The organism is Acidovorax sp. NO-1 (genome assembly GCF_000238595.1).
Lineage (GTDB): Bacteria > Pseudomonadota > Gammaproteobacteria > Burkholderiales > Burkholderiaceae_C > Acidovorax.
Genome location: NZ_AGTS01000047.1, coordinates 70,127 through 96,026, shown reverse-complemented (window position 1 = coordinate 96,026; position 25,900 = coordinate 70,127). Strand labels below are relative to the sequence as shown.

The 25,900-nt window shown below is 65.1% G+C and carries 22 protein-coding genes; 9 read left to right on the top strand and 13 right to left on the bottom strand.

The annotated features are described in order from the left end of the window. Positions 1-577 precede the first annotated feature (577 nt). Positions 578-2,749 (bottom strand): 3-hydroxyacyl-CoA dehydrogenase NAD-binding domain-containing protein, encoded by a 2,172-nt coding sequence (locus tag KYG_RS05205; protein ID WP_008903796.1) that lies wholly within the window; start codon positions 2,747-2,749, stop codon positions 578-580. Positions 2,750-2,772: 23 nt separating this feature from the next. Then, complete coding sequence (locus tag KYG_RS05200; RefSeq protein ID WP_008903795.1) at positions 2,773-3,978, bottom strand: acetyl-CoA C-acetyltransferase; 1,206 nt, start codon at positions 3,976-3,978, stop codon at positions 2,773-2,775. Positions 3,979-4,123: 145 nt separating this feature from the next. On the opposite strand from KYG_RS05200, the gene KYG_RS05195 reads away from it, so the two are divergent. Next, positions 4,124-4,426 carry a hypothetical protein gene (locus tag KYG_RS05195; protein WP_237707203.1) on the top strand — a complete coding sequence of 101 codons (303 nt, stop codon included), beginning with the start codon at positions 4,124-4,126 and terminating at the stop codon, positions 4,424-4,426. A gap of 182 nt (positions 4,427-4,608) precedes the next feature. Here the strand turns inward: KYG_RS05195 and KYG_RS05190 are convergent, their stop codons facing one another. The 7 genes from KYG_RS05190 to KYG_RS05160 form a co-directional block, all read right to left on the bottom strand. Beyond that, a complete protein-coding gene (locus tag KYG_RS05190; RefSeq protein WP_008903793.1) occupies positions 4,609-5,772 on the bottom strand; it encodes an acyl-CoA dehydrogenase family protein in 1,164 nt (387 codons plus the stop codon). A gap of 128 nt (positions 5,773-5,900) precedes the next feature. After that, positions 5,901-7,064, bottom strand: a complete 1,164-nt coding sequence (locus KYG_RS05185; protein ID WP_008903792.1) for an ABC transporter substrate-binding protein — start codon at positions 7,062-7,064, stop codon at positions 5,901-5,903. Positions 7,065-7,188: 124 nt separating this feature from the next. Next, positions 7,189-9,045 (bottom strand): long-chain fatty acid--CoA ligase, encoded by a 1,857-nt coding sequence (locus KYG_RS05180; RefSeq protein ID WP_008903791.1) that lies wholly within the window; start codon positions 9,043-9,045, stop codon positions 7,189-7,191. A gap of 6 nt (positions 9,046-9,051) precedes the next feature. Continuing rightward, the gene (locus KYG_RS05175) at positions 9,052-9,870 is read right to left on the bottom strand and encodes an ABC transporter ATP-binding protein (protein WP_008903790.1); all 819 of its coding nucleotides are present in this window, start codon (positions 9,868-9,870) and stop codon (positions 9,052-9,054) included. A gap of 61 nt (positions 9,871-9,931) precedes the next feature. Further along, positions 9,932-10,771, bottom strand: a complete 840-nt coding sequence (locus KYG_RS05170; protein ID WP_008903789.1) for an ABC transporter ATP-binding protein — start codon at positions 10,769-10,771, stop codon at positions 9,932-9,934. 5 nt (positions 10,772-10,776) lie between these two features. After that, positions 10,777-11,853, bottom strand: a complete 1,077-nt coding sequence (locus KYG_RS05165) for a branched-chain amino acid ABC transporter permease (RefSeq protein WP_008903788.1) — start codon at positions 11,851-11,853, stop codon at positions 10,777-10,779. Positions 11,854-11,856: 3 nt separating this feature from the next. Continuing rightward, the gene (locus KYG_RS05160; protein WP_008903787.1) at positions 11,857-12,732 is read right to left on the bottom strand and encodes a branched-chain amino acid ABC transporter permease; all 876 of its coding nucleotides are present in this window, start codon (positions 12,730-12,732) and stop codon (positions 11,857-11,859) included. 469 nt (positions 12,733-13,201) lie between these two features. Between KYG_RS05160 and KYG_RS05155 the strand changes: the two genes are divergently transcribed. Further along, the gene (locus KYG_RS05155) at positions 13,202-13,687 is read left to right on the top strand and encodes a thioesterase family protein (protein ID WP_034693242.1); all 486 of its coding nucleotides are present in this window, start codon (positions 13,202-13,204) and stop codon (positions 13,685-13,687) included. Between the two features lie 169 nt (positions 13,688-13,856). Then, on the top strand, positions 13,857-14,414 hold the full coding sequence (locus tag KYG_RS05150; protein WP_008903785.1) for a polymer-forming cytoskeletal protein: 558 nt from the start codon (positions 13,857-13,859) through the stop codon (positions 14,412-14,414). Between the two features lie 129 nt (positions 14,415-14,543). On the opposite strand, the gene KYG_RS05145 is transcribed toward KYG_RS05150, so the two are convergent. Then, positions 14,544-14,966, bottom strand: coding sequence for an acyl-CoA thioesterase (locus KYG_RS05145; RefSeq protein ID WP_034693273.1), 423 nt, complete (start codon positions 14,964-14,966; stop codon positions 14,544-14,546). Positions 14,967-15,097: 131 nt separating this feature from the next. On the opposite strand from KYG_RS05145, the gene KYG_RS05140 reads away from it, so the two are divergent. The 3 genes from KYG_RS05140 to KYG_RS05130 all read left to right on the top strand — a co-directional run bounded on the left by KYG_RS05140 (position 15,098) and on the right by KYG_RS05130 (position 18,513). Next, positions 15,098-16,942, top strand: a complete 1,845-nt coding sequence (locus KYG_RS05140; protein WP_008903783.1) for an ABC transporter ATP-binding protein/permease — start codon at positions 15,098-15,100, stop codon at positions 16,940-16,942. 210 nt (positions 16,943-17,152) lie between these two features. Beyond that, positions 17,153-18,085, top strand: a complete 933-nt coding sequence (locus tag KYG_RS05135; RefSeq protein ID WP_034693238.1) for a 2-hydroxyacid dehydrogenase — start codon at positions 17,153-17,155, stop codon at positions 18,083-18,085. Positions 18,086-18,156: 71 nt separating this feature from the next. After that, positions 18,157-18,513 (top strand): nucleotide pyrophosphohydrolase, encoded by a 357-nt coding sequence (locus KYG_RS05130; RefSeq protein WP_008903781.1) that lies wholly within the window; start codon positions 18,157-18,159, stop codon positions 18,511-18,513. Between the two features lie 147 nt (positions 18,514-18,660). On the opposite strand, the gene KYG_RS05125 is transcribed toward KYG_RS05130, so the two are convergent. The 3 genes from KYG_RS05125 to KYG_RS05115 form a co-directional block, all read right to left on the bottom strand. Then, complete coding sequence (locus tag KYG_RS05125) at positions 18,661-19,698, bottom strand: DctP family TRAP transporter solute-binding subunit (RefSeq protein ID WP_008903780.1); 1,038 nt, start codon at positions 19,696-19,698, stop codon at positions 18,661-18,663. A 159-nt stretch (positions 19,699-19,857) separates the two neighbouring features. Next, positions 19,858-20,796: a lysylphosphatidylglycerol synthase transmembrane domain-containing protein gene (locus tag KYG_RS05120; RefSeq protein ID WP_008903779.1), complete on the bottom strand. Its 939-nt coding sequence runs from the start codon at positions 20,794-20,796 to the stop codon at positions 19,858-19,860. Then, positions 20,793-21,806 (bottom strand): glycosyltransferase family 2 protein, encoded by a 1,014-nt coding sequence (locus KYG_RS05115; protein WP_008903778.1) that lies wholly within the window; start codon positions 21,804-21,806, stop codon positions 20,793-20,795. Before KYG_RS05115 ends, KYG_RS05120 begins: the two co-directional genes overlap by 4 nt. Positions 21,807-21,956: 150 nt before the next feature. Here KYG_RS05115 and KYG_RS05110 point away from each other — a divergent pair, with 150 nt between their 5' ends. From KYG_RS05110 to KYG_RS05100, 3 genes are read left to right on the top strand one after another with little or no spacing between them, the layout of a single operon-like run. Beyond that, positions 21,957-23,507: a glycosyltransferase family 39 protein gene (locus KYG_RS05110; protein WP_050813797.1), complete on the top strand. Its 1,551-nt coding sequence runs from the start codon at positions 21,957-21,959 to the stop codon at positions 23,505-23,507. Beyond that, positions 23,504-24,514 (top strand): NAD-dependent epimerase, encoded by a 1,011-nt coding sequence (locus tag KYG_RS05105; protein WP_008903776.1) that lies wholly within the window; start codon positions 23,504-23,506, stop codon positions 24,512-24,514. The genes KYG_RS05110 and KYG_RS05105 overlap by 4 nt, the downstream gene beginning before the upstream one ends. Continuing rightward, positions 24,511-25,869, top strand: a complete 1,359-nt coding sequence (locus KYG_RS05100) for a UDP-glucose/GDP-mannose dehydrogenase family protein (protein ID WP_008903775.1) — start codon at positions 24,511-24,513, stop codon at positions 25,867-25,869. The genes KYG_RS05105 and KYG_RS05100 overlap by 4 nt, the downstream gene beginning before the upstream one ends. The last annotated feature ends 31 nt before the right edge of the window (positions 25,870-25,900 follow it).

Sequence of the window (25,900 nt, the reverse complement as noted above, 5' to 3'; positions counted from 1 at the left end):
TTAGCTGCTCAAGGCACTCCATTCTTTTTGCTTTTTCATCAATTGCATTGCAAGCCTCTAAAAGCGCTCTCGGCTGAGCATTGGCTAGCGAGAGACAAGCGAATAAGAATGTTGCAACCCAAAAATTTTGCAATTTGGGATCTAAAAGACGATTGGACATAACTTGCATTACGGTCGTGGCATCGTTTGGATTTCAGCAGTATTTCCCATTTTGACGTTGATGTTTCTGGTACATCAGTGCCCAAAAAAAACGCTCCATACGGAGCGCTTTGAATGGCGGGGGAAGTCTGCTCTTACCCACCATCTACAGTTGGACATCTAACTTCCCTCAGTGTTCTGCCGCCTTTACCCCCAGAGACTTGGCGCCATTGCACTTGCATTTCAGGTTGAATTTGAACTTCATTTCTTGCTCCTTTTCTTGGATGAATCCTTGATTGAGAACTTGATTTCCACCATGGAAATGATGGAGGCGAAGATCAGCAGAACACCTAGGAAGTCTCCGAGCATCCAGCCTGCAAACAGCAGAACAGGTAAGTCGTTAACTGGCTCAAGTGTAGCGGCCTATTGCAGAATCTGGTCAGTACACAGGTGCCGATATCGCAATTGCACTCCTTGTCTTGGCATTTAGCGCAAACCCTGCCCCGTACTTCACTGCCAGTTCATCGGCACGCTTCAGGAACGTCTCCACACCCGTTCCATAGATAAACTGCATCGCCCCTCCCGTCCAAGCCGGAAACCCAATCCCAAAAATCGACCCGATGTTCGCGTCATGCACGCTGGTCAGCACACCTTCGGCCAGGCAGCGCGCAGTCTCGATGGCCTGGCGGTAGAGCAGCCGGTCCTGGATCTCCTGCACGCTCCATTCCACGCCGGGCTTTTCGAACAGAGGTTTCAGCTCCGGCCACAGGTGCTTCTTGGCGCCTGCGGGGTAGTCATAAAAGCCGCCGCCACCGGCGCGGCCTGGGCGCTTCAGTTCCTTGACCATGCGCTCCACCAGCAGCTCGCCGGGTGTGGCGGTGTAGGTCTTGCCTTCGGCGGCGTAGTCGGCGCGGGTCTGGTCCAGCACATGCACGCTCAGGGTCAGAGCGGTTTCGTCGAGCACGGCCAGGGGGCCTACGGGCAGGCCGGCCTGCATGGCGGCGTTTTCAATGGCGGCGGCGGGGATGCCTTCGCCCAGCATGGCGGCGCCTTCCATCACAAAGGTGCCGAAGGTGCGGCTGGTGTAAAAGCCGCGTGAGTCGTTGACCACGATGGGCACCTTGCCCAGGGCCTGCACGTAGTCGAACGCGCGGGCCACGGTTTCGTCGTCCGTCTGTTTGCCGCGGATGATCTCCACCAGCTTCATCTTGTCCACGGGGCTGAAGAAGTGGATGCCGACAAACTTCTCGGGCCGGCTGCTGGCCGTGGCCAGGCCACTGATGGGCAGGGTGGAGGTGTTGCTGGCAAAGAAGCCGCCGGGCGCCAATTGCGGCTCGGCCTCTTGCGTGACTTTGGCCTTGAGGTCGCGGCTTTCAAACACGGCTTCGATGATGAGGTCGCAGCCCGCCAGGTCGGCCGCGCTGGCGGTGGGCGTGATGCGCGCCAGCAGCGCTTGCTGCGCCTCGGCCGTCATGCGGCCCTTGTCCACGCGAGCTTGCGTGAGCTTGGCGCTGTAGGCCTTGCCGGCCTCGGCCTTCTCCGCGCTCACGTCCTTGAGCACGGTGGCGATGCCCCGGCTGGCCTGGGCCCAGGCGATGCCCGCGCCCATCATGCCGGCGCCCAGGATGCCGACCTTTTGCGGCTTGTAGCGTGGGGCCGTGCCGGGGCGCGACTTGCCGCTCTTGATCGCGTTCATGTCGAAGAAGAACGTGTTGATCATGTTGCGCGCCACGGGGCCGGTCATCAGGCGGGCGAGGTAGCGGCTTTCGATGCGCAGGGCGGTGTCGTAGTCCACCATGGCGCCTTCGACCATGGCGGCCAGCGCGGCCTCGGGCGCGGGGTAGCGGCCGCGCGTGGTCTTCTTGAGCATGGCGGGCGCCACTGTCAGCGCGCCTGCAATCTTGGGGTTGGCGGGCGTACCGCCGGGCATCTTGTAGTTCTTGTCGTCCCACGGCTGCACCGCGTGCGGGTGGGTGGCGATGTGGGCCAGGGCGGCGGGCAGCAGTTGATCGCGCGTGGCGACCAGTTCGTGCACCAGTTGCAGCTCCAGCGCCTCGGCGGGGTTGAAGAGCTTGCCTTCCAGGATGTAGGGCTGCGCGCCCATCAGGCCCAGCAGGCGCGTCATCTTGGTCACGCCGGTGGCGCCGGGCATCAGGCCCAGCGTGACTTCGGGCAGGCCGAACTGGATCTTGGGGTCGGCCACGGCGATGCGGTAGTGGGCGACCAGGGCGACTTCCCAGCCGCCACCCAGCGCGGCGCCGTTGAGGCAGGCCACCACGGGGATGCCCAGGGTTTCGAGCGTGCGAAAGTGCTTCTTCATGCGCTCGATTTCGCCAAACGCGCTGGGCGCATCCGCAGGTGTCAGGCGCATGGTGGCCTTGAGGTCGGCGCCCGCAAAGAAGCTGGTCTTGGCCGACGCGAGCACGACACCCTTGAGCGCAGTGCCCAGGCGTTCGCGGTCGCCCAGCACCTGGGCCGTCACCTCGCCCAGCTCTTGCTGCCACTGGCGGCACATGGTGTTGACGGGGGAGTTGGTTTCGTCAAAGGTGATGACGGCAACTTCGCCGTCGGTGCCCTGGGCGGGGATGAGTTCGTAGCGGATGGTTTGCATGTTGTTGTCTCCTTCCCAGTCAATCAGATTCGCTCGACGATGGTGGCAATGCCCATACCGCCGCCCACGCACAGCGTGGCCAGGCCATAGCGCTGGCCCCGGCGGTGCAGTTCGTCAATCAGGGTGCCGAGGATCATGGCGCCCGTGGCGCCCAGCGGGTGGCCCATGGCGATGGCGCCGCCGTTCACGTTGACCTTGTCGTGCGGTACGCCCAGCTCGCGCATGAAGCGCATGGGCACGGCGGCGAAGGCCTCGTTCACTTCGAACAGGTCGATCTGATCGATGGTCATGCCCGCACGGGCCAGCGCCTTCTTGGCAGCGGGCACGGGGCCGGTGAGCATGATGGTGGGGTCGGCCCCGCTGAGCGCGGTGGCCACGATGCGCGCGCGCGGCGTGAGGCCGTGGGCCTTGGCGGCAGCCTCGTTGCCAATGAGCACGGCGGCTGCGCCGTCCACGATGCCTGACGAGTTGCCCGCGTGGTGCACGTGGTGGATGCGCTCCACCTGCGGGTAGCGCTGCAGCGCGACGGCGTCAAAGCCCATGCCGCCCAGTTGCTCGAACGAGGCCTTGAGCGCACCCAAGCCTTCAAGGGTCGTCTTGGGCTTGATGAATTCGTCCTCCGTCAGGATGGTCTGGCCGATGAAGTCGCGCACGGGCACGACGGAGTTCTTGAAGTAGCCCGCTGCGCGCGCAGCGGTGGCGCGGCGTTGCGACTCCAGTGCGAAGGAGTCCACGTCGGCGCGGGTGTAGCCGTCCAGCGTGGCGATCAGGTCGGCGCCGATACCCTGGGGCACGAACAGCGTGGCGGAGTTGGTGGCGGGGTCTTGCGCCCAGGCGCCGCCGTCGGAGCCGATGGGCACGCGGCTCATGCTCTCCACGCCGCCGGCCACCACCAGGTCCTCCCAGCCGCTGCGCACCTTTTGCGCGGCCAGGTTCACGGCTTCCAGGCCCGATGCGCAGAAGCGGTTGACCTGCACACCCGCGCAGCGAAAGTCCCACCCGGCCTTGAGCGCCGCGACCTTGGGCAGCACCGAGCCCTGTTCGCCCACGGGCGAGACGATACCCATGACCACGTCGTCCACCGCCGCCGTGTCAAAGCGGTGGCGCGTTTGCAGCTCGGTCAGCAGGCCCACCAGCAGGTCGATGGGCTTGACCTCGTGCAGGGTGCCGTCCTTCTTGCCCTTGCCGCGCGGGGTGCGCAGCGCATCGAATACATAGGCTTCGGTCATGAATGGTCTCCGGTGGTTTCTCTAAACTTCAAGCAGTGCGGCGGTAATACCGCTGGGCTGGCTCACGCCACTACAAGGTGCTTTCTGACGCGGGTGCAGTGGTGTTTGCACTATCTTTCGGCGGTTGCTATCTACATTTCTGGCTATGGAACGAAATACATACTCTGCATTGCCGCGTATCGCGCGCAGCGCTATCGAATACGACGACACGCGCGAGGGGTTTGCGCTGGAGCACCATGTCGTGCTGGCTGCATCCAGTGCGCTGGCGGTGGCGGCCTTCATGGCGCCCAGCCGCAGCTCGGCGGCCATACGCGGCATTGGCGCAGGCTTGTTGCTGATGCGCGCGCTGAGTGGCAGCCAGGGTGTGCGCTCCTGGCTGAATGTCACCGACCGCCGCCCCGGTGCGCCGCTGAGCCCCGAAGAAGCCCGCGCCGCCTGGTATCTGTAGGGAAATTCGGCGCCCGCGGATACCCATTCGCCTTCTAGCCGAAGAAGCCGATCACGCTGAGCTTGTCGAAGCGCCGCGCGGGGCTTCGACAAGCTCAGCCTGAACGGTAGGGGATGGCCGAACGCGAGGTCGAGGGCGCCAAGGTTAGTGCAGGGCTTGTTCACGTTGTCTTGCGCGTTGTGCTACTTGCCCAGGCCCATGGCCCGCGCAATCACTTCTTTCATGATCTCGTTGGTGCCGCCGTAAATGCGCTGCACGCGTGCGTCGGCGTAGGCGCGTGTGATGGGGTATTCCCACATATAGCCGTAGCCGCCAAACAGCTGCACGCATTCGTCCATCACCTTGCATTGCAGGTCGGTCGTCCAGTACTTCGCCATGCTGGCGGTCTGGGTGTCGAGCTGGTCGCGCGTGATCAGCTCGCAGCACTTGTCCACGAACACGCGGGCCACCTGTACCTGGGTTTGCAGCTCGGCCAGGGTGTGGCGGGTGTTCTGGAATGAGGCCACGCTCTGGCCGAAGACCTTGCGGTCTTTCACATAGTCCACCGTCCAGTCGATGGCGGCCTGGGCGGCGGCCACGGCGGTGATGGCGATCTGCAGGCGCTCCCAGGGCAACTGCTCCATCAGGCAGATGAAGCCACGCCCTTCCATGGCGGGGCCGCCCAGCAGGTTGTCCACCGGCACCTGCACGTCGTTGAAGAACAGCTCGGACGTGTCCTGCGCCTTCATGCCCATCTTCTTGAGGCGCTGGCCTTTTTCAAACCCAGGCATGCCGCGCTCCACCAGCAACAGGCTGGTGCCCTTGGCCCCGGCCGCCGGGTCGGTCTTGGCGACCACAATCACCAGGTCGGCATGCCAGCCGTTGGTGATGAAGATTTTGCTGCCGTTCAGCACATAGTGCGACCCGTCCGCACTTTTGATGGCTGTGGTCTTGATGCCTTGCAGGTCGCTGCCCGCAGCGGGCTCGCTCATGGCGATGGCGCCCACCACGGCGCCGCTGGCCATTTGCGGCAGGTACTTTTGTTTCTGGGCTTCAGTGCCGTAGTGCAGGATGTACGGCGCCACGATCTCGCTGTGCAGACCAAAGCCGATGCCGGTGGTGCCTGCACGCGCCAGCTCTTCCATCTGCGCCACCGAATACAGCTTGTCGGCCCCGGCACCGCCGTATTGCTCGGGCAGGCTCATGCACAGAAAGCCGTTGGCGCCCGCCTGGCTCCACACCTCGCGCGCCACGTAGCCCTGGTCTTCCCAGGCGGCATGGTGGGGCGTTACCTCTTTGTCGATGAATCGGCGAAAGCTGTCAGCAAAGGCCTGGTGGTCGGGCTGGAAGAGGGTGCGGTCGATCATGGCGTTTGTCTCTTTCTATTTATGCAAAGTTACTGCTTGGTTAAATTCTGCCACTGCCGAGGCAAAAACGCACTCACCAAAGACAAGGCCGCCCGAAGGCGGCCTGCTGGCAGAAACAATGCGGGCGACTATTTCACGTAGTCAGACACCACTTTCCACTTGCCATCGGTGATCTGCGACAGGCGAGAAAGATCGCTGCCCAGGCGCTTTTGTGGGCCAAAGGTGCCTTCGGCGCTGCCGAACATGTCGGGCGGAATCACCATGGTGTCCATGGCCTTGATGAAGCTGTCGGTGCTCAGGTTGGGGCCTGCCTTCTGGGCCGCCTTGATGAAGGCGTCGATGGCGTTGTAGCCGTAGACCGAGAACACGGTGGGGTCTTCGTTGAACTTGGTCTTGTACTTGTTGGCCCAGAAGCGGATGGGCTGGCTGGCTTCATCCAGGTAGGGGTGTTGCACCGTCATGGTGGCGTACAGCCCGTCCATGGGCTTGCCGCCCAGCTTGTGGATGAGGTCGGTGTAGGCGGCGCTGGAGCCCAGGAAGGTGGGGTTGAAGCCCGTCTTGCGCGCCTCGCCAATCGTGCCGATGGTCTCGCGGATGATGGTGCCCAGGATCACGAAGTCGCATTCGGACGACTTCATCTTGGCGACCTGTGAAGAGAAGTCGGTGGCGCCGCGCTTGTACGAGGTCTTCTCGGTGAAGTCCATGCCCATGGACTTGAGTGCCGCCTCGCCCCCGCGCATCACCTCCAGGCCAAATTCATCGTCCTGGTAGATGGTGCAGATCTTCTTGGCGCCTTTTTCCTTGATGAGTTTGGGCGCGGCAAGGCGGATCTGGTCGTAGTAAGTGGCGGCAAACGAGTACTTGAGCTTGTGGAAGGGCTCGTACATTTCCCGCGCGGCCGTCACCGGGAAGAAGTTGATCACGTTCTTGCTGAACTGCACCGGCATGGCGGCCAGGTTTTGCGCCGTGCCGATGTGCGCCACCATCATGAAGATCTTGTCCTGGTTCACGAGCTTCTGAGCGGCCAGCACGGCTTTCTTGGGGTCGTAGCCCGAGTCTTCCACCTTCAGGTCGAGCTTGCGGCCATTGACGCCGCCTTGCTCGTTGGCCTCGTCCACGCGCAGCATCATGCCCAGCCGCACCTGCTTGCCAAAGCCCGCCAGCGGGCCGGACAGATCCTGGATGGAACCCAGCGTGATGGTGTCCTTGCTCACGCCCTGGCTGGGCTGCGCCTGTGCAGCACCTCCGGCCATGGCCACGAGGGCCAGCGCGGCGATGTGATGAAACTTCATGGCACGTCTCCTTCGGTTGGATCGAAACAAAAACGATCGCTCGTTATAGAACGATGCCCGGGGTGGGGCACCAGCACTTTCCCTATCCTGATAGGCGTGGCCTGCGGTTGCGTGACGTGCGCACCTACCGGTACATCGCCTCAATCTGCGGTGCGTACTTCTGCTGCACCAGCTTGCGCTTGAGCTTCATGGTGGGCGTCAGCTCTTCGTCCTCGGCAGTGAGCTGTGTGTCGAGCAGGAAGAACTTCTTGATCTGCTCCACGCGGGCGAACTTTGCATTGACACGGTCGATCTCGGCCTGGATCAGCTCCTGCACCTCGCGCGTGCGGGTCAGGCTGGCGTAGTTGGAGAACGGCACGTCGTTGTCCTGTGCGTACTTCTCCACGTTCTCCTGGTCGATCATGATGATCACCGTGAGGTAGGGCAGCTTGTCGCCAATCACCACCGCGTCGGTGATGTAGGGGCTGAACTTGAGTTCGTTCTCCAGCTCGCTCGGCGTGATGTTCTTGCCGCCCGCCGTGATGATGATGTCCTTCATGCGGTCGGTAATGCGCAGGTAGCCATCAGCGTCGATCAGGCCCACATCGCCCGTGTGCAGCCAACCTTCGGGGTCGATGGTTTCGGCGGTTTTCTCGGGCTGGTTGAGGTAGCCCTTGAACACATTGGGACCACGCACCAGGATTTCTCCCGTGGCGGGGTCGATGCGCACCTCGTTGTAGCTGGCCGCGGGGCCGATGGAGCCGGGCTTGATGCGGCTGGCGGGCACGCCGGTGGAGGCGCCGCAGGTCTCGGTCATGCCCCACACCTCCAGCATGGGCACGCCCAGCGCCAGGTACCACTTCACCAGATCGGGCGAAATGGGCGCTGCGCCTGTGACCAGAAAGCGCGCGCGGTGGATGCCGATGAGTTTGCGCACATTGTTGAGCGCCAGAAAGCGCGCCAGCATGAACTGCGCCTTCAGCAAACCGCCCACCGGCTGTCCGGCCAGCACCCGATCTGCGATGCGGGTGCCCACGCCAATCGACCAGGCATAGGCCGCCTGCTGCATGCGCGTGGATTCCTTGAGCGCGATCATTACGCCCGAATAGAACTTCTCCCACACCCGGGGTACGGCGGTGAACACTGTGGGCGCGATCTCTCGCACGTTCTCGGGCACGGTGTCGGGGTTCTCGACAAAGTTCAGGCGCGCGCCGGTGTAGAGCGAGAAGTATTCGCCGCCCATCCGTTCGGCAATGTGGCAGAGCGGCAGAAAACACATGGTCTCATCCGCCTCGCTGCGCGAGATCAGCGTGTTGTAGCCGCGCACGGTGTAGGTGAGTGCGCCGTGTGTGTGCATCGCGCCCTTGGGCTTGCCGGTGGTGCCCGAGGTGTAGACCAGAATGGCCAGGTCTTCGGGGCGGCAGGCCTTGACGCGCTGCATCAGCGCGTCGGGGTGTTGGGCGTTCCATGTACGGCCCAGTTCACGCAGGCTCGCCAGGCTCAGCACATCGGGGTCGTTCAGGCTGCGCAAGCCCTCCATGTCGAACACCACCGCCTTGCGCAGCAGGGGCAGGTTGTTGCGCACTTCCAGCGCCTTGTCGAGCTGCTCGTCGTCTTCCACAAACAGCACGGTGGTGCGCGAGTCTTCGCTCAGGTAGTGCACCTGCGCGGCCGCGTCGGTGGGATAGATACCGTTGGCCACGCCGCCGCAGCTCAGCACGGCCAGGTCGGCCAGCACCCATTCGATGTTGGTGTTCGAGAGGATGGATGCGCATTCGCCGGGCGCAAAACCCAGCGACATCAGGCCGCCCGCAATCTCCCGCACTGCCACTGCCGTCTGGTCCCAGGTCCAGCTTTTCCAGATGCCCAGCTCCTTCTGGCGCATCCACACGCGCGGGCCACGTTCGGCCACGGCGTTCCAGAACATGGCGGCGATGGTGTCGCCCGCGAGCACGTCGGTGCCTGCGGGCTGGATGTGATTGAGGTCCCAGAGGTTAGACATTTGCGCTTATCTCCAGGTCTTCTTTTTCTTCCAGCGCCGCTCTCCGCGCACGCCGACATCTTTCATCCCAAGGTAGAACTCCTTGATGTCGTCCTTCTCGCGCAGGCGGTCACAGCTGTCTTCCATCACGATGCGGCCGTTCTCCAGCACGTAGCCGTAGTCCGATGCGTTGAGCGCCATGTTGGCGTTCTGCTCCACCAGCAGGATGGTGGTGCCGCGCTCGCGGTTGATGCGCACCACGATCTCGAAGATTTCCTTGGTGAGCTTGGGGCTGAGGCCCAGGCTGGGCTCGTCCAGCAGGATGAGCTGGGGGTTGGCCATGAGGGCGCGCGAGATGGCCAGCATCTGTTGCTGGCCGCCAGAGAGCAGGCCGGCATCCTGTGCGGTGCGTTCCTTCAGGATGGGGAAATAGCCGAACACGGTCTCGATGTCGCGCGCCACTCCGTCCTTGTCGGCGCGTGTGTAGGCGCCCATCAGCAGGTTGTCGCGCACCGACAGCAGCGGGAACACCTCGCGGCCTTCGGGCACGTGCATCAGGCCCCGGCGCACAATGGCCGCCGGGTCGTGGGCGGTGATGTCGGCGCCCTGGAATTCGATGGAGCCCTTGCGCGGGTCGATGATGCCGCTGATGGTTTTGAGGATGGTCGTCTTGCCCGCGCCGTTGCTGCCCAGCACGGCCGCGATCTCGCCGCGCCGCACCTGCAGGCTCACGCCCCGGATGGCCTTGATGGGGCCGTAGGCACTTTCCACGTTCTGCAGGCGCAGCAGGGGTTGGTCAACTGATGCTGCGGCCGGTGGTTGGACGGCGGCAAGTACGGCGCTCATTCGGAAACCTCCGTGCTGCGCACTGCGGTGCGAGCTTGCTTGGGGCGGCCCGGCGCGGCGCTCATGCCCGAACCCCCAGGTGGGACCCCGCCGGGCGGCGCAGGTTGCTCACGTCGTCAATCGTGCCCAGGTATGCCTCGACCACGCCGGGGTGCGTCTGCACCTCGCGCGGCGTGCCCATCGCCACCACCTCGCCCTGGTTCATGGCCAGCACGCGGTCAGATACCTTGGAGACCAGCGACATGTCGTGCTCCACCATCAGCACGGTGATGCCCAATTCGTGCTGGATGTCCTGGATCCAGAAGGCCATGTCGTCGGTCTCCTCCATGTTCAGGCCCGACGAGGGCTCGTCGAGCAGCAGCAGCTGCGGCTCGGTGCACAGCGCGCGGGCCAGCTCCACCACCTTGCGCACGCCGTAGGGCAGGCCGGCCACCATGGTGTCGCGGTAGTGCTGCAGGTCGAGAAAGTCGATGACCTGCTCGGCCTTCTCGCGGGCCTGAATTTCCCCTTCGCGCACCTTGCGCGTGAAGAACATCTCGGCCCACAGGCTGCTGTGCTGCCGGGTGTGGCGGCCGATCAGCAGGTTGTGCAGCACACTCGCGTGCTCGAAGAGTTCGATGTTCTGGAAGGTGCGCGCAATGCCCAGGCCTGCTACCTTGTGCGGCGGCTGGTCGGTCAGTGGCAGCAGGGCCCCGCCCGGGCCCGCATAGGCGATGGTGCCGGTGGTGGGCGTGTAGATGCGGCTGATGAGGTTGAACACCGTCGTCTTGCCCGCGCCGTTGGGGCCGATGAGGGTGAACACCTCGCCACGGCGCACGTCAAAGCTCACGTTGTTGACCGCCAGCACGCCGCCAAAACGCACGCTGAGGTTCTGGGCTGAAAGCAGGACTTCGTTGGTCATTGCTGTCATTTCAACCTGTCGGATTTTTGAAAGGACTTCTGCCGCTTGAACAGGCCCTTGCGGTAGAACGGGAACATCTGCAGCCAGGTGCGCACCTTGAGCCAGCGGCCATACAGCCCCATGGGCTCGAACAGCACGAACAGGATGAGCACGGCGCCATACACCACCGCCTGAAGCCCCGGCGCCTGGCCGATGGCTGCGGGCAGCCAGTCCTTGCCAAGCGAGATGAGCTGCGGCATTGAAATGAGAAAGATCGCGCCCAGGAACGCCCCGTGCACCGAGCCCAGGCCGCCGATCACGATCATGAGCAGCAGGTCGATGGACTGCAGGATGTTGAACTGGTCCGGCGAGATGAACTGCAGCTTGTGTGCGTACAACGCACCACCCACGCCTGCCAGCGCGGCGGACAGCGAGAACGACAGCGTCTTGTAGCGCGCCAGGTGAATGCCCATGCTCTGCGCCGAGATTTCTGAATCGCGGATGGCGACAAAGGCGCGCCCCGTGGGCGAACGCAGCAGGTTCAGGATGGCCAGTGTGCTGACCACGGCAATCACCAGGCACAGAAAGTAGAACGACTCCGTGGTTTCGAACGAGTAGCCGAACATCTGCGGTGGCACCAGGTGCTTGCCCGAGTTGCCACCCGTCACCGACTCCCAGCGCGCAAACACCTCTTCGACGATGAAGCCAAACGACAGAGTGGCCATGCCCAGGTAGATGCCCTTGACGCGCAGTGCGGGCAGCCCCACCACCACACCCACGGCGGCCGACAGCCCTGCCGCGCAGGCCAGCGACAGTGCGAACGGCCAGCCCATGCCCGTGAGCACCGCCTGCGTGTACGCCCCCACACCCAGAAAGGCCGCATGCCCCAGCGAGAACAGCCCTGTGAAGCCTGCCAGCAGCATCAGCCCCAGGCCGACGATGGAATAGATGAGCACAAAAGTGAGCTGCGCCAGCCAGTATTCAGGCGCCACCCAGGGCGCTGCGACCAGCGCCAGGCCCAGCAGGCTGTACCAGAACACATGCCCGCCGTGTTTGGCCAGCCGGATGTCTTGTTCGTACGAGGTCTTGAAAAGAAAGCGCATGGGTCAGACTTTCTTTCTCAGCTTTTCGCCGAAGAGGCCATTCGGTTTCACCATCAGCATGATCAGCACCACGATGTAGGCCGCCGTGTCCTTGAAGCCGTCGGGCAGGTAAAAGCCCGAAAGCGACTCGACGATGCCAATCACCAAACCGCCCACGATGGCGCCCGGCAGGCTGCCAAAGCCGCCGACCACCGCCGCCGGAAACGCCTTGAGCCCGATGAAGCCCATGTTGGCGTGCACAAAGGTGATGGGTGCCAGCAGCAAGCCCGCCACTGCCGCCACCACCGCCGCCAGCCCCCAGGCCAGGCCGTTGAGCCGCTGCACCGGGATGCCCATGTAGTAGGCGGCCAGCTGGTTTTGCGATGCGGCCTGCATTGCAATGCCCAGCTTGCTGTAGCGGAACATCGCAAACAGCAGCACGCACAAAACGCCCGTGGCACCGATCACCACCAGCTGCTCGGCGCTGACGACCAACTCGCCCAGCCGCAGCGACTGGTCCTTGTAGGGTACGGGCAGCGTGTGCGTGTCGGTGCCGATGTTGGGGATCATGGTGACGAGACCGCGAAGCACATAGCCGATGCCGATGGTGAGCATGACGATGGAGAACGCCGGCTGGCCCAGGATGGGGCGGATCACGGCGCGCTCCAGCACCACGCCAAACACACCCATGGCCAGGATACTGGCCAGCACCGCCACCCAGAAAGGAAAGCCCAGCACAGTCATGAGTGCCAGGCCGCAAAAGGCGCCGAGCATCATCAGTTCGCCCTGGGCGAAGCTCACGGTTTCGGTGGCCTTGTAGATGAGCACAAAGCCGAGCGCAATCAGCCCGTAGATGCACCCCTGTGAGATACCGCTGATCAACAGTTGCACAAATTGCACACTGGCTCTCCAGAATATTTTTGCAAAGCATTTGCTTTGCATAAATCATCGTGCCTGTGCGCGGCGCAGACCGCACTCGGGGCTAACCCTGATCGGGTTGCGGCATGAACAGCGGCGCATATTGACGCAGTGCGCAGCGGGGCGCAATAAGGGTTGCGTCGGATGCGATGGTGCCGTGGCGCGCGGCGCCCGCCTATCCCCCCGGAAGGAGGGGCGCAGGGCATGTCGCTCATGCGACATGCATGGGCCGTTCGTGCGCAGCGGTGGTGGCCGACAATGCTTGGGCTCGTTGTCCTGCCCCGGCCCGGCACGGCGCGCGCGGTGTGGGAATATAGCGAAAATCGCCATCAGCGCTTATCTGTAAAGCGCGAGTAGCTATAAAATAATGAGCAAATTGATGGACTGGCGCCTGCCTTCCATCAGAGCCGCCCACCCGTGTCCGCCACCCGGCACCTACCCGCGAGTTTCCATGAGCAAAACTGTCCCTGTCGCGCCGCAAGACTTTGAGCCCGAGTTCATTGCCGGGCTCAAATCCATCTTTGAAGAAAAGATCGTGTTCAACCAGGTGCTGGGCCTGAAGATCACCGCACTGGCGCCCGATGGCGTGGTGGGTCGTATCGACATGAAGCCCGAGCTGGTGGGCCACTATGCGTACAACCGCATCCACGGGGGCGTGATCAGCGCGGGGCTGGATGCCATGGGCGGGCTGGCGGTGATGGCTGCGATTGGGGCCAAGCACATGGACGAGGCGCCCGAGCAGCGCCTGCACCGTTTTGCCAAGCTGGGCACCATCGACCTGCGCATCGACTACCTGCGACCCGGCATTGGCAGCCACTTCGAGCTGCGCGCGCAGGTGCTGCGGCTGGGCTCGCGCGTGGCCACCACGCGCATGGAATTCCTGGGGCCTGACGGGCAGATCATGTCGGCTGGCGCGGCCGCGTACATCGTTTCGTAGGTGGGGAGCCACCCCCGGGGGCGTGGCGCGGCAGGCCTTCGGGTTGTGTGATCACGCAAGCCTTGCAAGCGCATGCAACCATCGAACCGTTTGGTTACCGTTCTTGCGTAACGAAGGCATCTTTCGCGGCATGTGAAACCTACGATGGCTCTCTTTTCAAGGAGATCTGATGGCCGTGCAAAACCCTTTCTTTGGCAAGCGTGAACCCGAGTCGTTTCAACCCCGCAGCAGCACCAGTTCAGGCTCCGTACTGGGGGGGGCTGCCGCCAGCAGTGCCGCACCGGCGCAGTCCATGCCAAGTTCCGTCGTGCCCAAGTCCGCCAGCAGTGACAGCACGGGCAGCAAACTCACGGTAGGCCCCAACATCAAGCTCAAAGGTGTGGAGATCACCGATTGCGACACGCTGGTGGTCGAAGGCACCGTGGAAGCCACCATGGATTCGCGCGTGATCCAGATCGCGGAGAACGGCGCCTTCAAGGGTTCGGCAGAGATCGACATTGCCGAAATCCATGGCGAATTCAACGGTACGCTCACCGTGCGCCAGAAGCTGGTGATCTTCAGCACCGGCAAGGTCAACGGCAAGATCCGCTACGGCAAACTGGTGGTGGAAGAGGGCGGGCAGCTGGCGGGCGAGATCGAGGCGGGCTTCTCCCCGGCGTCATCCTCCAGCAGCGCCCAGCGTGCCGCCGCGCCCTTGAGGGCTGAGCCGGCCGCCATGGCCGCCTGATCTGCTCCAAACCCTGCTCCCCGCTCCGCGCGTTGGCCGGACGCCTCCACGCGCGGAGCATGATTTTTTTGGCTGCTTGTGCTGCTTGTGCTGCTGTGCTGCTTGTGCTGCTTGGGCCGCTTTGGCGGTTTACGCAGGCGCGTTGTGCCGGGGCACCGGGCGCGGCCTGCCCTGCTCATCGATGGCGACATAGGTCAACCGCGCCTCGGTGACTTTCACATACCTTCCCTGATCGGTGAACCGTTCGGCATACACCTCCACCTCCACGGTGACCGAGGTGTTGCCCACCCGCGTGATGGCCGAGAAGAACGACAGGATGTCGCCCACCCGCACGGGCTGCTTGAAGATGAATTCATTGACCGCCACCGTGGCCATGCGGCCTTGGATGTAGCGCGCTGGCAGCACAGAGCCCGCCAGGTCCACCTGCGCCATCACCCAGCCCCCAAAGATGTCGCCATTGCCGTTGGTGTCGGCGGGCATGGGGATCACTTTGAGCACCAGCTCCTTGTCGGTGGGTAATGCGGCGGGTGGTGGGCTGAAAACAGCAGACATGGGCACAATCTCGGGTTGGGGCTGAGCCAGACGAATGGGAACCACGGGTTTCCGGCGGCGGCTGGCCTGCAGAAAAACCACCTTGGCGTCAGCCGGGTCGGTAATAACAACAACACCTGGAATTGTCCCCCATGCGCCACCACGGCGAAGCCGCACCTTCCACCCCCGGCCCCTCCGCGCCCGCCACGTCAGACTGGGCCACGCTGCACCGGCTGCTGCCCTACCTGTGGCAGTACAAGTGGCGCGTGATCGCGGCCATCGTGTTCATGGTGGGGGCCAAGCTGGCCAACGTCAGCGTGCCCCTGCTGCTCAAGACGCTGGTGGATTCCATGAACTTCAAGCCCGGTGACCCGGCCACGCTGCTCGTGGTGCCGGTGGGGCTGCTCGTGGCGTACGGCGCGCTGCGCCTGTCCACGTCGCTGTTCACCGAGCTGCGCGAGCTGGTGTTTGCCAAGGCCACGCAGGGCGCGGCGCGCTCCATTGCGCTGCAGACGTTCGAGCACCTGCATGCGCTCAGCCTGCGCTTTCACCTGGAGCGCCAGACTGGCGGGATGACCCGCGACATCGAGCGTGGCGTGCGGGGCATCGAATCACTGATTTCCTTCTCGCTGTTCAACGTGTTTGCCACGCTGATCGAGGTGATCCTGGTGCTGAGCGTGCTGGCCGTGAAGTTCGACGCCTGGTTTGCCTGGATCACGCTGGCCGCCCTGGTGCTGTACATCACCTACACCGTGCTGGTGACCGAGTGGCGCACCAAGTTCCGCCGCGAGGCCAACGAATTCGACTCGGCCGCGCACACCAAGGCGGTGGATTCGCTGCTGAACTACGAGACGGTGAAGTACTTCAACAACGAAGCCTTCGAAGCCCGCCGCTACGACGAGAGCCTGGAGCGCCTGCGCCGTGCGCGCCTCAAGAGCCAGACCACGCTGTCCATGCTCAACACCGGCCAGCAGCTCATCATTGCCGTGGGGTTGGTGGCCATGCTCTGGCGCGCCACGCAGGGCGTGGTCGATGGGCGCATGACGCTGGGCGACCTCGTCATGGTCAATGCCTTCATGATCCAGCTGTACATCCCGCTCAACTTTCTGGGCGTGATCTACCGCGAGATCAAGCAGAGCCTGACCGACCTGGACAAGATGTTCACCCTGATGGACAAGGAGCGTGAAGTGGCCGATGCGCCGGGCGCCCAGCCACTGACGGGCCTCAGCCAGCCCGCGGTGCGTTTTGAGGACGTGCATTTTTCGTACGAAACCCGCAAGGGCAACGACATGAGCACGGGCCGTCCCATCTTGCAGGGCATCAGCTTCGAGATCCCGGCGGGCAAGACGGTGGCGGTGGTGGGACCTTCGGGTTCGGGCAAGTCCACACTGGCCAGGCTGCTGTTTCGCTTCTACGACATCCAGCAAGGCCGCATCTCCATTGCGGGGCAGGAGATCCGCAGCGTGACGCAGGCCAGTGTGCGCCAGGCCATTGGCATCGTGCCGCAGGACACCGTGCTCTTCAATGACACTGTGGCCTACAACATTGCCTACGGCCGCCCCGGCGCCAGCCAGGACGAGATCGAAGCCGCCGCCCGCGCCGCGCGCATCCACGACTTCATCGCCAGCACCCCCAAGGGCTACGCCACCATGGTGGGAGAGCGCGGGCTCAAGCTCTCGGGTGGCGAAAAGCAGCGCGTGGCGATTGCCCGCACCCTGCTCAAGAACCCGCCGATCCTGATCTTTGACGAGGCCACCAGCGCGCTGGACTCGGCCAACGAGCGCGCCATCCAGGCCGAGCTGCAGGGCGTGGCGCAGAACAAGACTGCACTGGTGATTGCGCACCGTCTGTCCACGGTGGTGGACGCGCACGAAATCCTGGTCATGGACGCCGGCCGCATCATCGAACGCGGCACGCACGCGCAACTGCTGGCCCAGGGCGGCCGCTACGCCAGCATGTGGTCGCTGCAGCAGGAGGCCCCCCCTGAGTCGCCATAGCTGCCTCGGTGCCGTCCAGGCCTGCACAGGCAGGCCTGGAGCCGCGGCACTCAGCCCCTGAGGGGGACGACGCCATCGCTGCGGGGCGGCCCTTGCCAGGCGTCTCTCGCCGGGACTGCGCCAGTTTTACCCGCTCCGCGCGGAGGTAGGTGGCGCAGACTGCTCCGCGCTGGTTCTCGCAGATTTTTATTGTTGATATTGCACTGACCCATGAAGCCCGTCCTTCTTGCCCTCATGTTTTTGTCTGAAGAGCACATCGCCCAGATGGCCCAGACCTTTGAAGTGATCTACGCGCCCGACGTGCCGCAGGCCGCGGCCGCGATCGCGCAGCACGGCAGCCGCGTGCGGGTGGTGCTCACCATCGGTGCCGTGGGCCTGAGCCCGACGCAGATCGATGCGCTGCCTGCGCTCACGCTGATTTGCGCGCTGGGCGCGGGCTACGAGAACATCGCCGTGGCCCACGCCAAGGCGCGCGGCATCGTGGTGGCCACGGGCGCGGGCACCAACGACGACTGCGTGGCCGACCACACCTGGGGCCTGCTGATTGCCGCGCAGCGCCGCATCCTGCCGCTGGACAAGGCCACGCGCGCCGGCATCTGGCGCACGGCCTTGCCGCTGCCGCCCAACGTGTCGCACAAGCGGCTGGGCATCATCGGCCTGGGCACCATCGGCAAGAAGATCGCACAGCGCGCGCTGGGCTTCGAGATCGAGGTGGGCTACCACAACCGCAGCGCGCGCACCGATGTGCCGTATCGCTACTTTGCCGATGTGGCGGCGCTTGCCGCATGGGCGGACTTCCTCGTGGTCGCCACGCCGGGTGGCGCTGCTACCCGGCACCTGGTCAACGCAGACGTGCTGAACGCGCTGGGCCCGCGCGGCGTGGTGGTCAACATCGCACGCGGCAGCGTGATCGACACCGCCGCCCTGGCCGCCGCGCTGCGCGAAGGCCGCATTGCGGCAGCAGGCCTGGATGTGTACGAGAGCGAGCCCGCGCCCCCGGCCGAGCTGCTGGACCTGGACAGCGTGGTGCTCACACCCCACGTGGCGGGCTGGTCGCCCGAGGCGGTGCAGGCCTCGGTGGACCGTTTCCTGGAAAACGCTCGCCGCCATCTGGCAGGCGAGGCGCCGGTGTCTCCGCTCTGAAGTTTGAATGAAAAGTGGCTCTAGCGCTCTACAGATAAGCGCGAGCAGCTATCAAATCAGGAGTTTTTGCAATGTCTCTGGATGTCGATGCCTTGCAGGCGCGGCTGCGCGCCTTTGCCGCCGAGCGGCAGTGGCAGCCGTTTCACACCCCCAAGAACCTGGCGATGGCGCTGATGGTGGAAGCGGCGGAACTGACCGAGATTTTTCAGTGGATGACCCCCGAGCAGTCGCGGGCGGTACGTGATGACCCGGCGCTCACGGAGCCCATTGCCGATGAGGTTGCCGATGTGCTCCTGTACTTGCTGCAGCTGGCAGACCACGCGGGTGTGGACCTGGCGCAGGCGGTGGAGAACAAGCTGCGCAAGAACGCCGTCAAACACCCGGCGCCGCGCGATGGGGGTGTAGCCGTGGGTGGTCGTGAAATTTAGATGAAAAGTGCCGCTGGCGCTTTATTGGTAAGCGTTGAAAGCTATCAATAGTGAAGCAAATGGCTCGCACCCTGCAACGATCCAGCGACAGCAAAAAGCCCCGCGAGCGGGGCTTTTGTTGGAGGCTTTGGCGAACCAGCGCCTGACTTATTGCTTGCGGGCCGCAATCGCCTTCTCGGCCGAGGTCACCAGGTCGGCACCAATCTGGCCCTTCCACTTGTCATATACAGGGCGTGTGGCCTTCACAAAGGCGGCGCGTTCGGCGGGGCTCAGCTGGGTCACCGTCACACCCAGTGCGGCGATGTCTTTGAGCAGAGGTTTGTCGGCTTCGACCACGCCCTTGCGGGCGAGAGCGATTTCTTCCTTGCCGGCGTCGATGGCGGCTTGCTTGACGATCTCCCGGTCGGCCGGGGTCCAGCTGTTCCACACTTCCTTGTTCACCACAAAGATCAGCGGGTCGTTCACGTAGCCCCACAGCGTGATGTGCTTTTGCGCCACGCTGTGCAGCTTGGCGGCGGTGAAGATGGACAAGGGGTTTTCCTGCCCGTCCACGGCGCCGCTGGCAAAGGCGGGCTGGGCATCGGCCCAGCTCATCTGCGTGGGGTTGGCGCCCAGGGCGGTGAAGGTGTCCAGGAACAGGGGCGAGCCCACCACGCGGATTTTCAGGCCCTTGAGGTCGGCGGGGCTCTTGATGGCCAGCTTGGAGTTGGAGATTTCGCGGTAGCCGTTTTCGCCCCAGGCCAGCGGCACCACACCGGCTTTGTCCAGCGTGGCAAATATGCTCTTGCCCACGTCACCCTGCGTCACGGCATCGACCGCGGCGTAGTCGGGGAACAGGAAAGGCAGCGAGAACAGGTTGAGCTGCTTGACCTGGGGCGACCAGTTGATGGTGGAGCCCACGGCCATGTCGATCACGCCCTGGCGCAGCGCGCTGAATTCACGCGTCTGGTCGCCCTGGATCAGCGACACGCCGGGGTAGAGCTTGATGTTGATGCGGCCATTGGTGCGCTCGCGGACCTTGTTGGCCCACAGCTCGCCGCCCTTGCCCCATGGGAACGCGGGGCCCAGCACCAGCGACATGCGGTACTCGCTCTTGTACGCCGTCTGTGCGATGGCGGCTGGCGCCGTGAAGGCGAGGGCGGCGGCAGCGGCCAGGGCGGTGGTGAGGAAGGTGCGCAGTTTCATGGAGTCTCCTTACTATGAAATAAATAGCTGGTAGCGCTTTTTTGACAAGCGTTAGGACCACTTTCTACCATCAAAGTGATGTTTTGTGGGTGGCGGCGGGTCCGGCAGCCGTGCCCGCGAGGGCGGGGGCAGCGTGCCAGCGTTGCCCATGGTTCGGCGCTACGGATGGTTGTCCCGCGTGGCACCGATGCCGAACGCCAGCGCGCCTGCGCCGCCCTGCACCAGTCCATACAGGCCATACACCAGGGCCGCACCCACGGCGCCGGCGGCATCCACGCCAAAGGGCGCCAGCGCCAGCACGGCGGCGGCCTCGCGGGTGCCCCAGCCCCCGACGCTGACGGGCAGCGCAGCCAGCAAAAAGATGGGCGCCATGGCAAAGACCCAGGCCGACCAGGTTGCCTGCACCCCCAGGGCCCATGCACCCGCTGCCAGTGCGGCGGCCGACAGCACCTGCACCGCCATGGATGCCAGCGCCTGGCGCAGCAGCCGCTGCCCCGTATCGGGCTGGTTGGCCAGCGTGTGCAGCGCGGCCAGCCAGCGGTGCGGGGGCGCTTTGCGGCGGCGCAAATGCCGCATGCCGGCCCAGGGCAGCACCAGCCCCAGGCCGGCGGCCAAGCCTGCCAGGCCGGCCAGGGCCCAGGCAGGCACCCCCGCCCAGGGCGCCAGCACCGCGGCCGAGGCCAGCGCACCCAGGGCACCGAGCACGCACAGCATCCAGACCCCGCTGAGCCGATCCAGCACGACCGAGGCACTGGCCGCCATGGCACTCTCGCCGCTTTGCCGCAAGGCCACCGCCCGGTACACGTCGCCGCCCACCACGGCGCCGGGCAGCAGGGCGTTCAGGCCCATGGCCTGGAAGTACCAGCGCAGCGCAGACCGGCAGGGCATCGCGGCTCCCAGCCACTGCACCAGCGCCCGCCAGCGCAGGGCGGACACGATGTTGGATGCCAGCGCCAGCGCCAGCCCCGCCAGAAGCCACAACGGCTGCGCCTGTCGCAGCCGCTGCCACAGCTGCGAAAGATCCGCCAGCACCACCACGCCCAGCAAGAGGCCCAGACCCAGCAGCCCGCGCAGCAGGGCCTTGTGGGCGCGGCTCATGCCAGCGGGGCGTCAGGTGGGCCGGCTGCAGGGGCTGTGTCGGCCAGTGGGTCGTGCTCGTGCGCGTAAAACTGGGGCTGCCCCCGGCCTTCGTGGTAGATGCGGATCAGCATCTCGCCCACCAGACCGGCCACGATGAGCTGCAGCCCCATCAGCAGCAGCATCACGCCCGTTATCAGCAGCGGCCGCCCGCCCACATCGTGCCCCAGCAGCTTGAGCCCCGCGAGCCAGGCCAGCATCAGCAGGCCCGGCGTGGCCAGCCACAGGCCCATGCCGCCAAAGGCGTGCAGCGGCCTGTGGCGATAGCGCATGAAGAACACAATCAACATCAGGTCCAGGATCACGCGGAAGGTGCGGTCGATGCCGTATTTGGAAACGCCCCGGGTGCGGGCGTGGTGGCGCACCGGCACTTCGGTGATGCGTGCGCCGGCTTCTTTGGCCAGCGAGGGGATGAACCGGTGCAGCTCGCCATACAGGCGGATGCGGTCGATGATGGGGCGGCGGTAGGCCTTGAGCGCGCAGCCGTAGTCGTGCAGGTGCACGCCGGTGCTGCGCGAAATGAGCCGGTTGGCCAGCATGGAGGGCAGGCGTCGCGACAGGGCCTTGTCCTGCCGCTGGTGGCGCCAGCCCGACACCATGTCCACGTCGGGGTCGGTCTCCAGGCGCTGCAGCAGCAGGGGGATGTCCTGGGGCTCGTTTTGCAGGTCGGCGTCCAGCGTGACCACATAGCGGCCGCGGACCCGGTCAAAACCCGCCTGCAGGGCGGCCGACTGGCCGTAGTTGCGTACCAGGCACACCGCGCGCAGCCAGGGCCGGCCGTCGGTGAGATCGCGCAGGCGGGCAGCACTTCCGTCGCTGGAGCCGTCGTCTACCGCAATCAGCTCGAAGCTCAGGGGCTGGGTGGCCATTGCCCCGTGAATGCGCTCGACCAAGTCGGGAAGATTCTCGAGTTCGTTATAAATGGGCACCACAATCGAGACTTCGGGCGGTGTGGTGCTGGAATCGCGCATGGGTTGGTTCGGGTGTGGTCGATGGACTTGGTATTGTGCCAAGGCAAAGGCCCGCCAAGCCGCTGCCCGCCTTGCTCCCTGGGCCGCTGCGGCTTTATTTTCTGGTTACCTACCTTGTCTTTTGCTCCGCCGCCCCGTTGGTCCCCCTGGATGCACCCGCTTGCGTGGTGCCTGCTCTGGATGCTCGCCCATGTGGCGTCGCGCGTGGCGGTGTCGCCAGCGCTGGAACTGGATGAGGCCGAACAGGCGCTGTGGAGCCAGACGCTCGCCTGGGGTTATGGCAGCCAGCCGCCGCTATACACGTGGCTGCAAGCGGGGTGGTTTGCCCTGCTGGGGCCGAGCGTGCTGGCCCTGTCGAGCCTGAAATTCATGCTGCTGGGCCTGACGCTGGTGCTGGTATGGCGCACGGCCCTGCCCCTGATGCCCGAGCGCGCGGCGCTGTGGGCGGCGGCAAGCCTGCTGCTGATCCCTGCCATGGGGTGGGAATCGCTGCGCGATTTGACGCACTCGGTGCTGCTCACCTGTCTGGTCGCCGCCACCTGGTGGGCGCTGTTGCGCCAGCTGCGCCAGCCCCGCCCGGCGGGGTTCGCGCTGCTGGGGTTGCTGCTGGGGCTGGGCATGCTGTCCAAATACAGTTTCGCGCTGTTTGCCGCGGTGCTGGGCGGCGCACTGTTGTCGCTGCCGGCAGGCCGGGCACTGCTGCGCGAGCGTGGGGCCTGGTGGCTGCCGGTGTTGGCACTGCTCGTTGTGCTTCCGCATGGCCTGTGGCTGCTCGAGCACTGGCAGGCCGCCAGTGCCCCCACCATGGGCAAGCTGCAGTCCGTTGGTGACCAGCACCCGGTGGTGCGCGGCGTGCTGAGCCTGGCCAAGGCGGTGCTGGCTAACCTGCTGCTTTTTGCCCTGTTGGCGCTGGTGGCGTTTCGCAGCGGCTGGTGGCGGTCCACGCCCCCGCCAGCGGTGGCGGAGCCCCGCCCGGGTTCAGGTCTTTCCGACAGTGTCTTGCCCCTGTTTGGCCGCTATGTGCTGCTGCTGGCGCTGGCGCTCGCGGCGCTGGTCGTTGTGGGCGGTGTCACGCACATCAAGGGCCGCTGGCTCTACCCGCTGCTGTGTACGGTGCCGCTGATGGCGTTTGCCTGGCGGCCCGGGCTGGCAGGGCATCGGGGCGGCAGGCTGTTTGGCGGGATGCTGCTGGGCATGGCGGTGCTGGTGTGGCTGGCGCTGAGCCTGCGGGTCTGGGCCAATGGCCAGCGAGGCGCGCCCGACGAGCTGAACGAGCCGGTTGCCGCACTGGCCAGCGCCCTGCGCGCAGCCGGTTATGACGGCCGCAGCCCGATTGTGGCGGGCGATGCCGTGCTGGCCGGGCAACTGCGGCTGCAGTTTGTGCAGGCGCAGGTGTCTGTGTGCAAGGTGCCCGCCCCGCAGGCCACGCCCCCAACGGAGCCGCCCACAGGCGCATGCGCAGTGGAGGTGTTGCGCGGCGGGGCAGACCAGCGATGGGTGCAGGTGGCGCGCGGCGCTCCACAGCCGCCGTCCGGCTGGTGGCACACGCCCGCGCTGCCCACAACGCCGGTCACGCTGGAGCTGCCCTACCTGCACGCGAAAGGTCAGCCTCCCATGCGCTACCAGTTTCTCTGGCATCCAGCCCTGGCAGCGTCCTCTGCTGCCTCACCCCGATCCCCCAACCCATTGCCTTCGCCATGAACACTGTGCTTGTCACTGGCGCTGCCGGATTCATCGGAATGCACGCCTGCGCCCGCCTGCTGGCGCGCGGCGACACCGTGGTCGGCATCGACAACCTCAATGCCTACTACGACCCGGCGCTGAAAGAAGCGCGGCTGGCTCGCCTGTTGCCGCACCCGAACTTTCGCTTTGAGCGGCTGGACATCGCCGACCGCCAGGCCTTGCCCGAGGTGTTTGCGCGGGTGCGCCCCGCCCGCGTGCTGCATCTGGCGGCGCAGGCGGGGGTGCGCTATTCCATCGACCAGCCGCACGCCTACGTGGATGCCAATCTGGCGGGCTTTGTGAACCTGCTAGAGGCCTGCCGGGCCTGGCCGGTGCAGCACCTGGTGTATGCCAGCAGCTCCAGCGTGTATGGCGGCAACACCCGGCTGCCCTTCAGCGAGGCCGACGCGGTGGACCACCCCATCAGCCTGTATGCGGCCACCAAAAAATCCAACGAGCTGATGGCGCACACCTACAGCCACCTGTTCCAGCTGCCCACCACCGGGCTGCGGTTCTTCACGGTGTACGGCCCCTGGGGGCGGCCCGACATGGCGCTGTTCAAGTTCACCCAGGCCATCCTGGCGGGACAGACCATTGACGTCTACGGCCAGGGCCAACTGGTGCGCGATTTCACCTACATCGACGACATCGTCGAGGGCGTGCTGCGCGTGCTGGACAAGCCCGCCACGCCCGATCCGGCCTTCAATCCCCAGGCGCCACACCCCGGCCGCGGCCAGGCACCCTACCGGGTGTTCAACATCGGCAACAACCAGCCGACGGTGCTGATGGACTACATCGCCGCCATCGAGGCCGCGCTGGGCGTGCAGGCCAGCAAGCGCTTGCTGCCCGTGCAGCCCGGCGACATGACCGCGACCGCCGCCGACACCCGTGCGCTGGCCGAGTGGGTAGGGTTTGCGCCCAACACCGCGGTGAGCGACGGGGTGGCCCGCTTTGTACAGTGGTTCAAGGAGTTTTACGCAGCATGAAAGTCACCGTATTTGGCACGGGCTATGTGGGCCTGGTGCAAGGGGCCGTGCTGGCCGATGTGGGCCACGAGGTGCTGTGCGTGGACGTGGACGAAGCCAAGGTGCAGGCTTTGCGCGCCGGGCGCATTCCCATCTATGAACCCGGGCTTCAGCCCCTGGTGGCGGACAACGCCGCCCTGGGGCGCCTGCGCTTTACCACCGATGCCGCCGAGGGCGTGCGCCATGCCGAAGTGCTGTTCCTGGCTGTGGGCACGCCGCCGGGCGAGGATGGCAGCGCCGACCTGCGCCACGTGCTGGCGGTGGCGCGCACGGTGGCGCAGCACATGGACAAACCGCTGTGCATCGTCAACAAATCCACCGTGCCCGTGGGCACCGCCGACCGTGTGGCCGCCACCGTGCGCGAAGGTCTGGCGGCGCGGGGGCTGGAACTGGAGTTCAACGTCGTCTCCAACCCCGAATTCCTCAAGGAAGGCGCGGCCGTGGCCGACTGCCAGCGGCCCGACCGGATCGTGATCGGCACCGACAGTGCCCGTGCCGAGCGCCAGTTGCGCGAGCTCTACGCCCCGTTCAACCGCAACCGCGACAAGCTCCTGGTGATGGACGTGCGCAGCGCAGAGCTCACCAAATACGCTGCCAACGCCATGCTGGCGACCAAGATCAGCTTCATGAACGAGATGGCCAACCTGGCCGAACAGCTGGGCGCCGACATTGAAGCGGTGCGCCAGGGCATTGGCAGCGACCCGCGCATCGGCTACCACTTTATCTACCCGGGCGCTGGCTACGGCGGCAGCTGCTTTCCCAAAGATGTGCAGGCGCTGATCCACACGGCGCACAGCGTGGGCCTGCGCCCCGTGGTGCTGGAGGCTGTCGAGCAGCGCAACGCCGCGCAGCAGCGCGTGCTGTTCGAGCGCATCCGCGCCCACTACGAGGGGCAGCTGCAGGGCAAGGTGATTGCACTGTGGGGCCTGGCCTTCAAGCCCAATACCGACGATATGCGTGCAGCCCCCAGCCGCACCCTGATGGAAGCGCTGTGGGCCGCGGGCGCCAGCGTGCAGGCCCACGACCCGGTGGCCATGGAGGAGGCCCGTCGGCTGTATGGCGAGCGGCCAGACCTGCGCCTGTGCGCCAGCCCGCTGCAGGCGCTGGAGGGCGCGGATGCGCTGGCCATCGTCACCGAATGGAAAGCCTTTCGCGTGCCGGACTTTGCGCGCATGGCCGAGCTCCTGCGCGACCGTGCCGTGTTTGACGGGCGCAACCTCTACCCGCCTGAGCTGCCTGCGCGTTACGGGTTGCACTACGTGTCGATTGGTCGGCCGGTCCCTGCGGCGCAGGGCCTGCCCTCAGGGCGACGCTGAAAACATTTCCCGGGATTCGCGGCGCATGAGG

Excerpts from the sequence above, each read along its gene's own strand:
- KYG_RS05190 (WP_008903793.1), bottom strand. The coding sequence starts at position 5,772 with ATGATCGACCGCACCCTCTTCCAGCCCGACCACCAGGCCTTTGCTGAC.
- KYG_RS05180 (WP_008903791.1), bottom strand. The coding sequence starts at position 9,045 with ATGTCTAACCTCTGGGACCTCAATCACATCCAGCCCGCAGGCACCGAC.
- KYG_RS05175 (WP_008903790.1), bottom strand. The coding sequence starts at position 9,870 with ATGAGCGCCGTACTTGCCGCCGTCCAACCACCGGCCGCAGCATCAGTT.
- KYG_RS05115 (WP_008903778.1), bottom strand. The coding sequence starts at position 21,806 with ATGCGCGATTCCAGCACCACACCGCCCGAAGTCTCGATTGTGGTGCCC.
- KYG_RS05130 (WP_008903781.1), top strand. The coding sequence starts at position 18,157 with ATGTCTCTGGATGTCGATGCCTTGCAGGCGCGGCTGCGCGCCTTTGCC.
- KYG_RS05185 (WP_008903792.1), bottom strand. The coding sequence starts at position 7,064 with ATGAAGTTTCATCACATCGCCGCGCTGGCCCTCGTGGCCATGGCCGGA.
- KYG_RS05195 (WP_237707203.1), top strand. The coding sequence starts at position 4,124 with ATGGAACGAAATACATACTCTGCATTGCCGCGTATCGCGCGCAGCGCT.
- KYG_RS05120 (WP_008903779.1), bottom strand. The coding sequence starts at position 20,796 with ATGAGCCGCGCCCACAAGGCCCTGCTGCGCGGGCTGCTGGGTCTGGGC.
- KYG_RS05200 (WP_008903795.1), bottom strand. The coding sequence starts at position 3,978 with ATGACCGAAGCCTATGTATTCGATGCGCTGCGCACCCCGCGCGGCAAG.
- KYG_RS05165 (WP_008903788.1), bottom strand. The coding sequence starts at position 11,853 with ATGCGCTTTCTTTTCAAGACCTCGTACGAACAAGACATCCGGCTGGCC.
- KYG_RS05125 (WP_008903780.1), bottom strand. The coding sequence starts at position 19,698 with ATGAAACTGCGCACCTTCCTCACCACCGCCCTGGCCGCTGCCGCCGCC.
- KYG_RS05140 (WP_008903783.1), top strand. The coding sequence starts at position 15,098 with ATGCGCCACCACGGCGAAGCCGCACCTTCCACCCCCGGCCCCTCCGCG.
- KYG_RS05105 (WP_008903776.1), top strand. The coding sequence starts at position 23,504 with ATGAACACTGTGCTTGTCACTGGCGCTGCCGGATTCATCGGAATGCAC.
- KYG_RS05155 (WP_034693242.1), top strand. The coding sequence starts at position 13,202 with ATGAGCAAAACTGTCCCTGTCGCGCCGCAAGACTTTGAGCCCGAGTTC.
- KYG_RS05205 (WP_008903796.1), bottom strand. The coding sequence starts at position 2,749 with ATGCAAACCATCCGCTACGAACTCATCCCCGCCCAGGGCACCGACGGC.
- KYG_RS05145 (WP_034693273.1), bottom strand. The coding sequence starts at position 14,966 with ATGTCTGCTGTTTTCAGCCCACCACCCGCCGCATTACCCACCGACAAG.
- KYG_RS05135 (WP_034693238.1), top strand. The coding sequence starts at position 17,153 with ATGAAGCCCGTCCTTCTTGCCCTCATGTTTTTGTCTGAAGAGCACATC.
- KYG_RS05170 (WP_008903789.1), bottom strand. The coding sequence starts at position 10,771 with ATGACCAACGAAGTCCTGCTTTCAGCCCAGAACCTCAGCGTGCGTTTT.
- KYG_RS05100 (WP_008903775.1), top strand. The coding sequence starts at position 24,511 with ATGAAAGTCACCGTATTTGGCACGGGCTATGTGGGCCTGGTGCAAGGG.
- KYG_RS05110 (WP_050813797.1), top strand. The coding sequence starts at position 21,957 with ATGCACCCGCTTGCGTGGTGCCTGCTCTGGATGCTCGCCCATGTGGCG.
- KYG_RS05150 (WP_008903785.1), top strand. The coding sequence starts at position 13,857 with ATGGCCGTGCAAAACCCTTTCTTTGGCAAGCGTGAACCCGAGTCGTTT.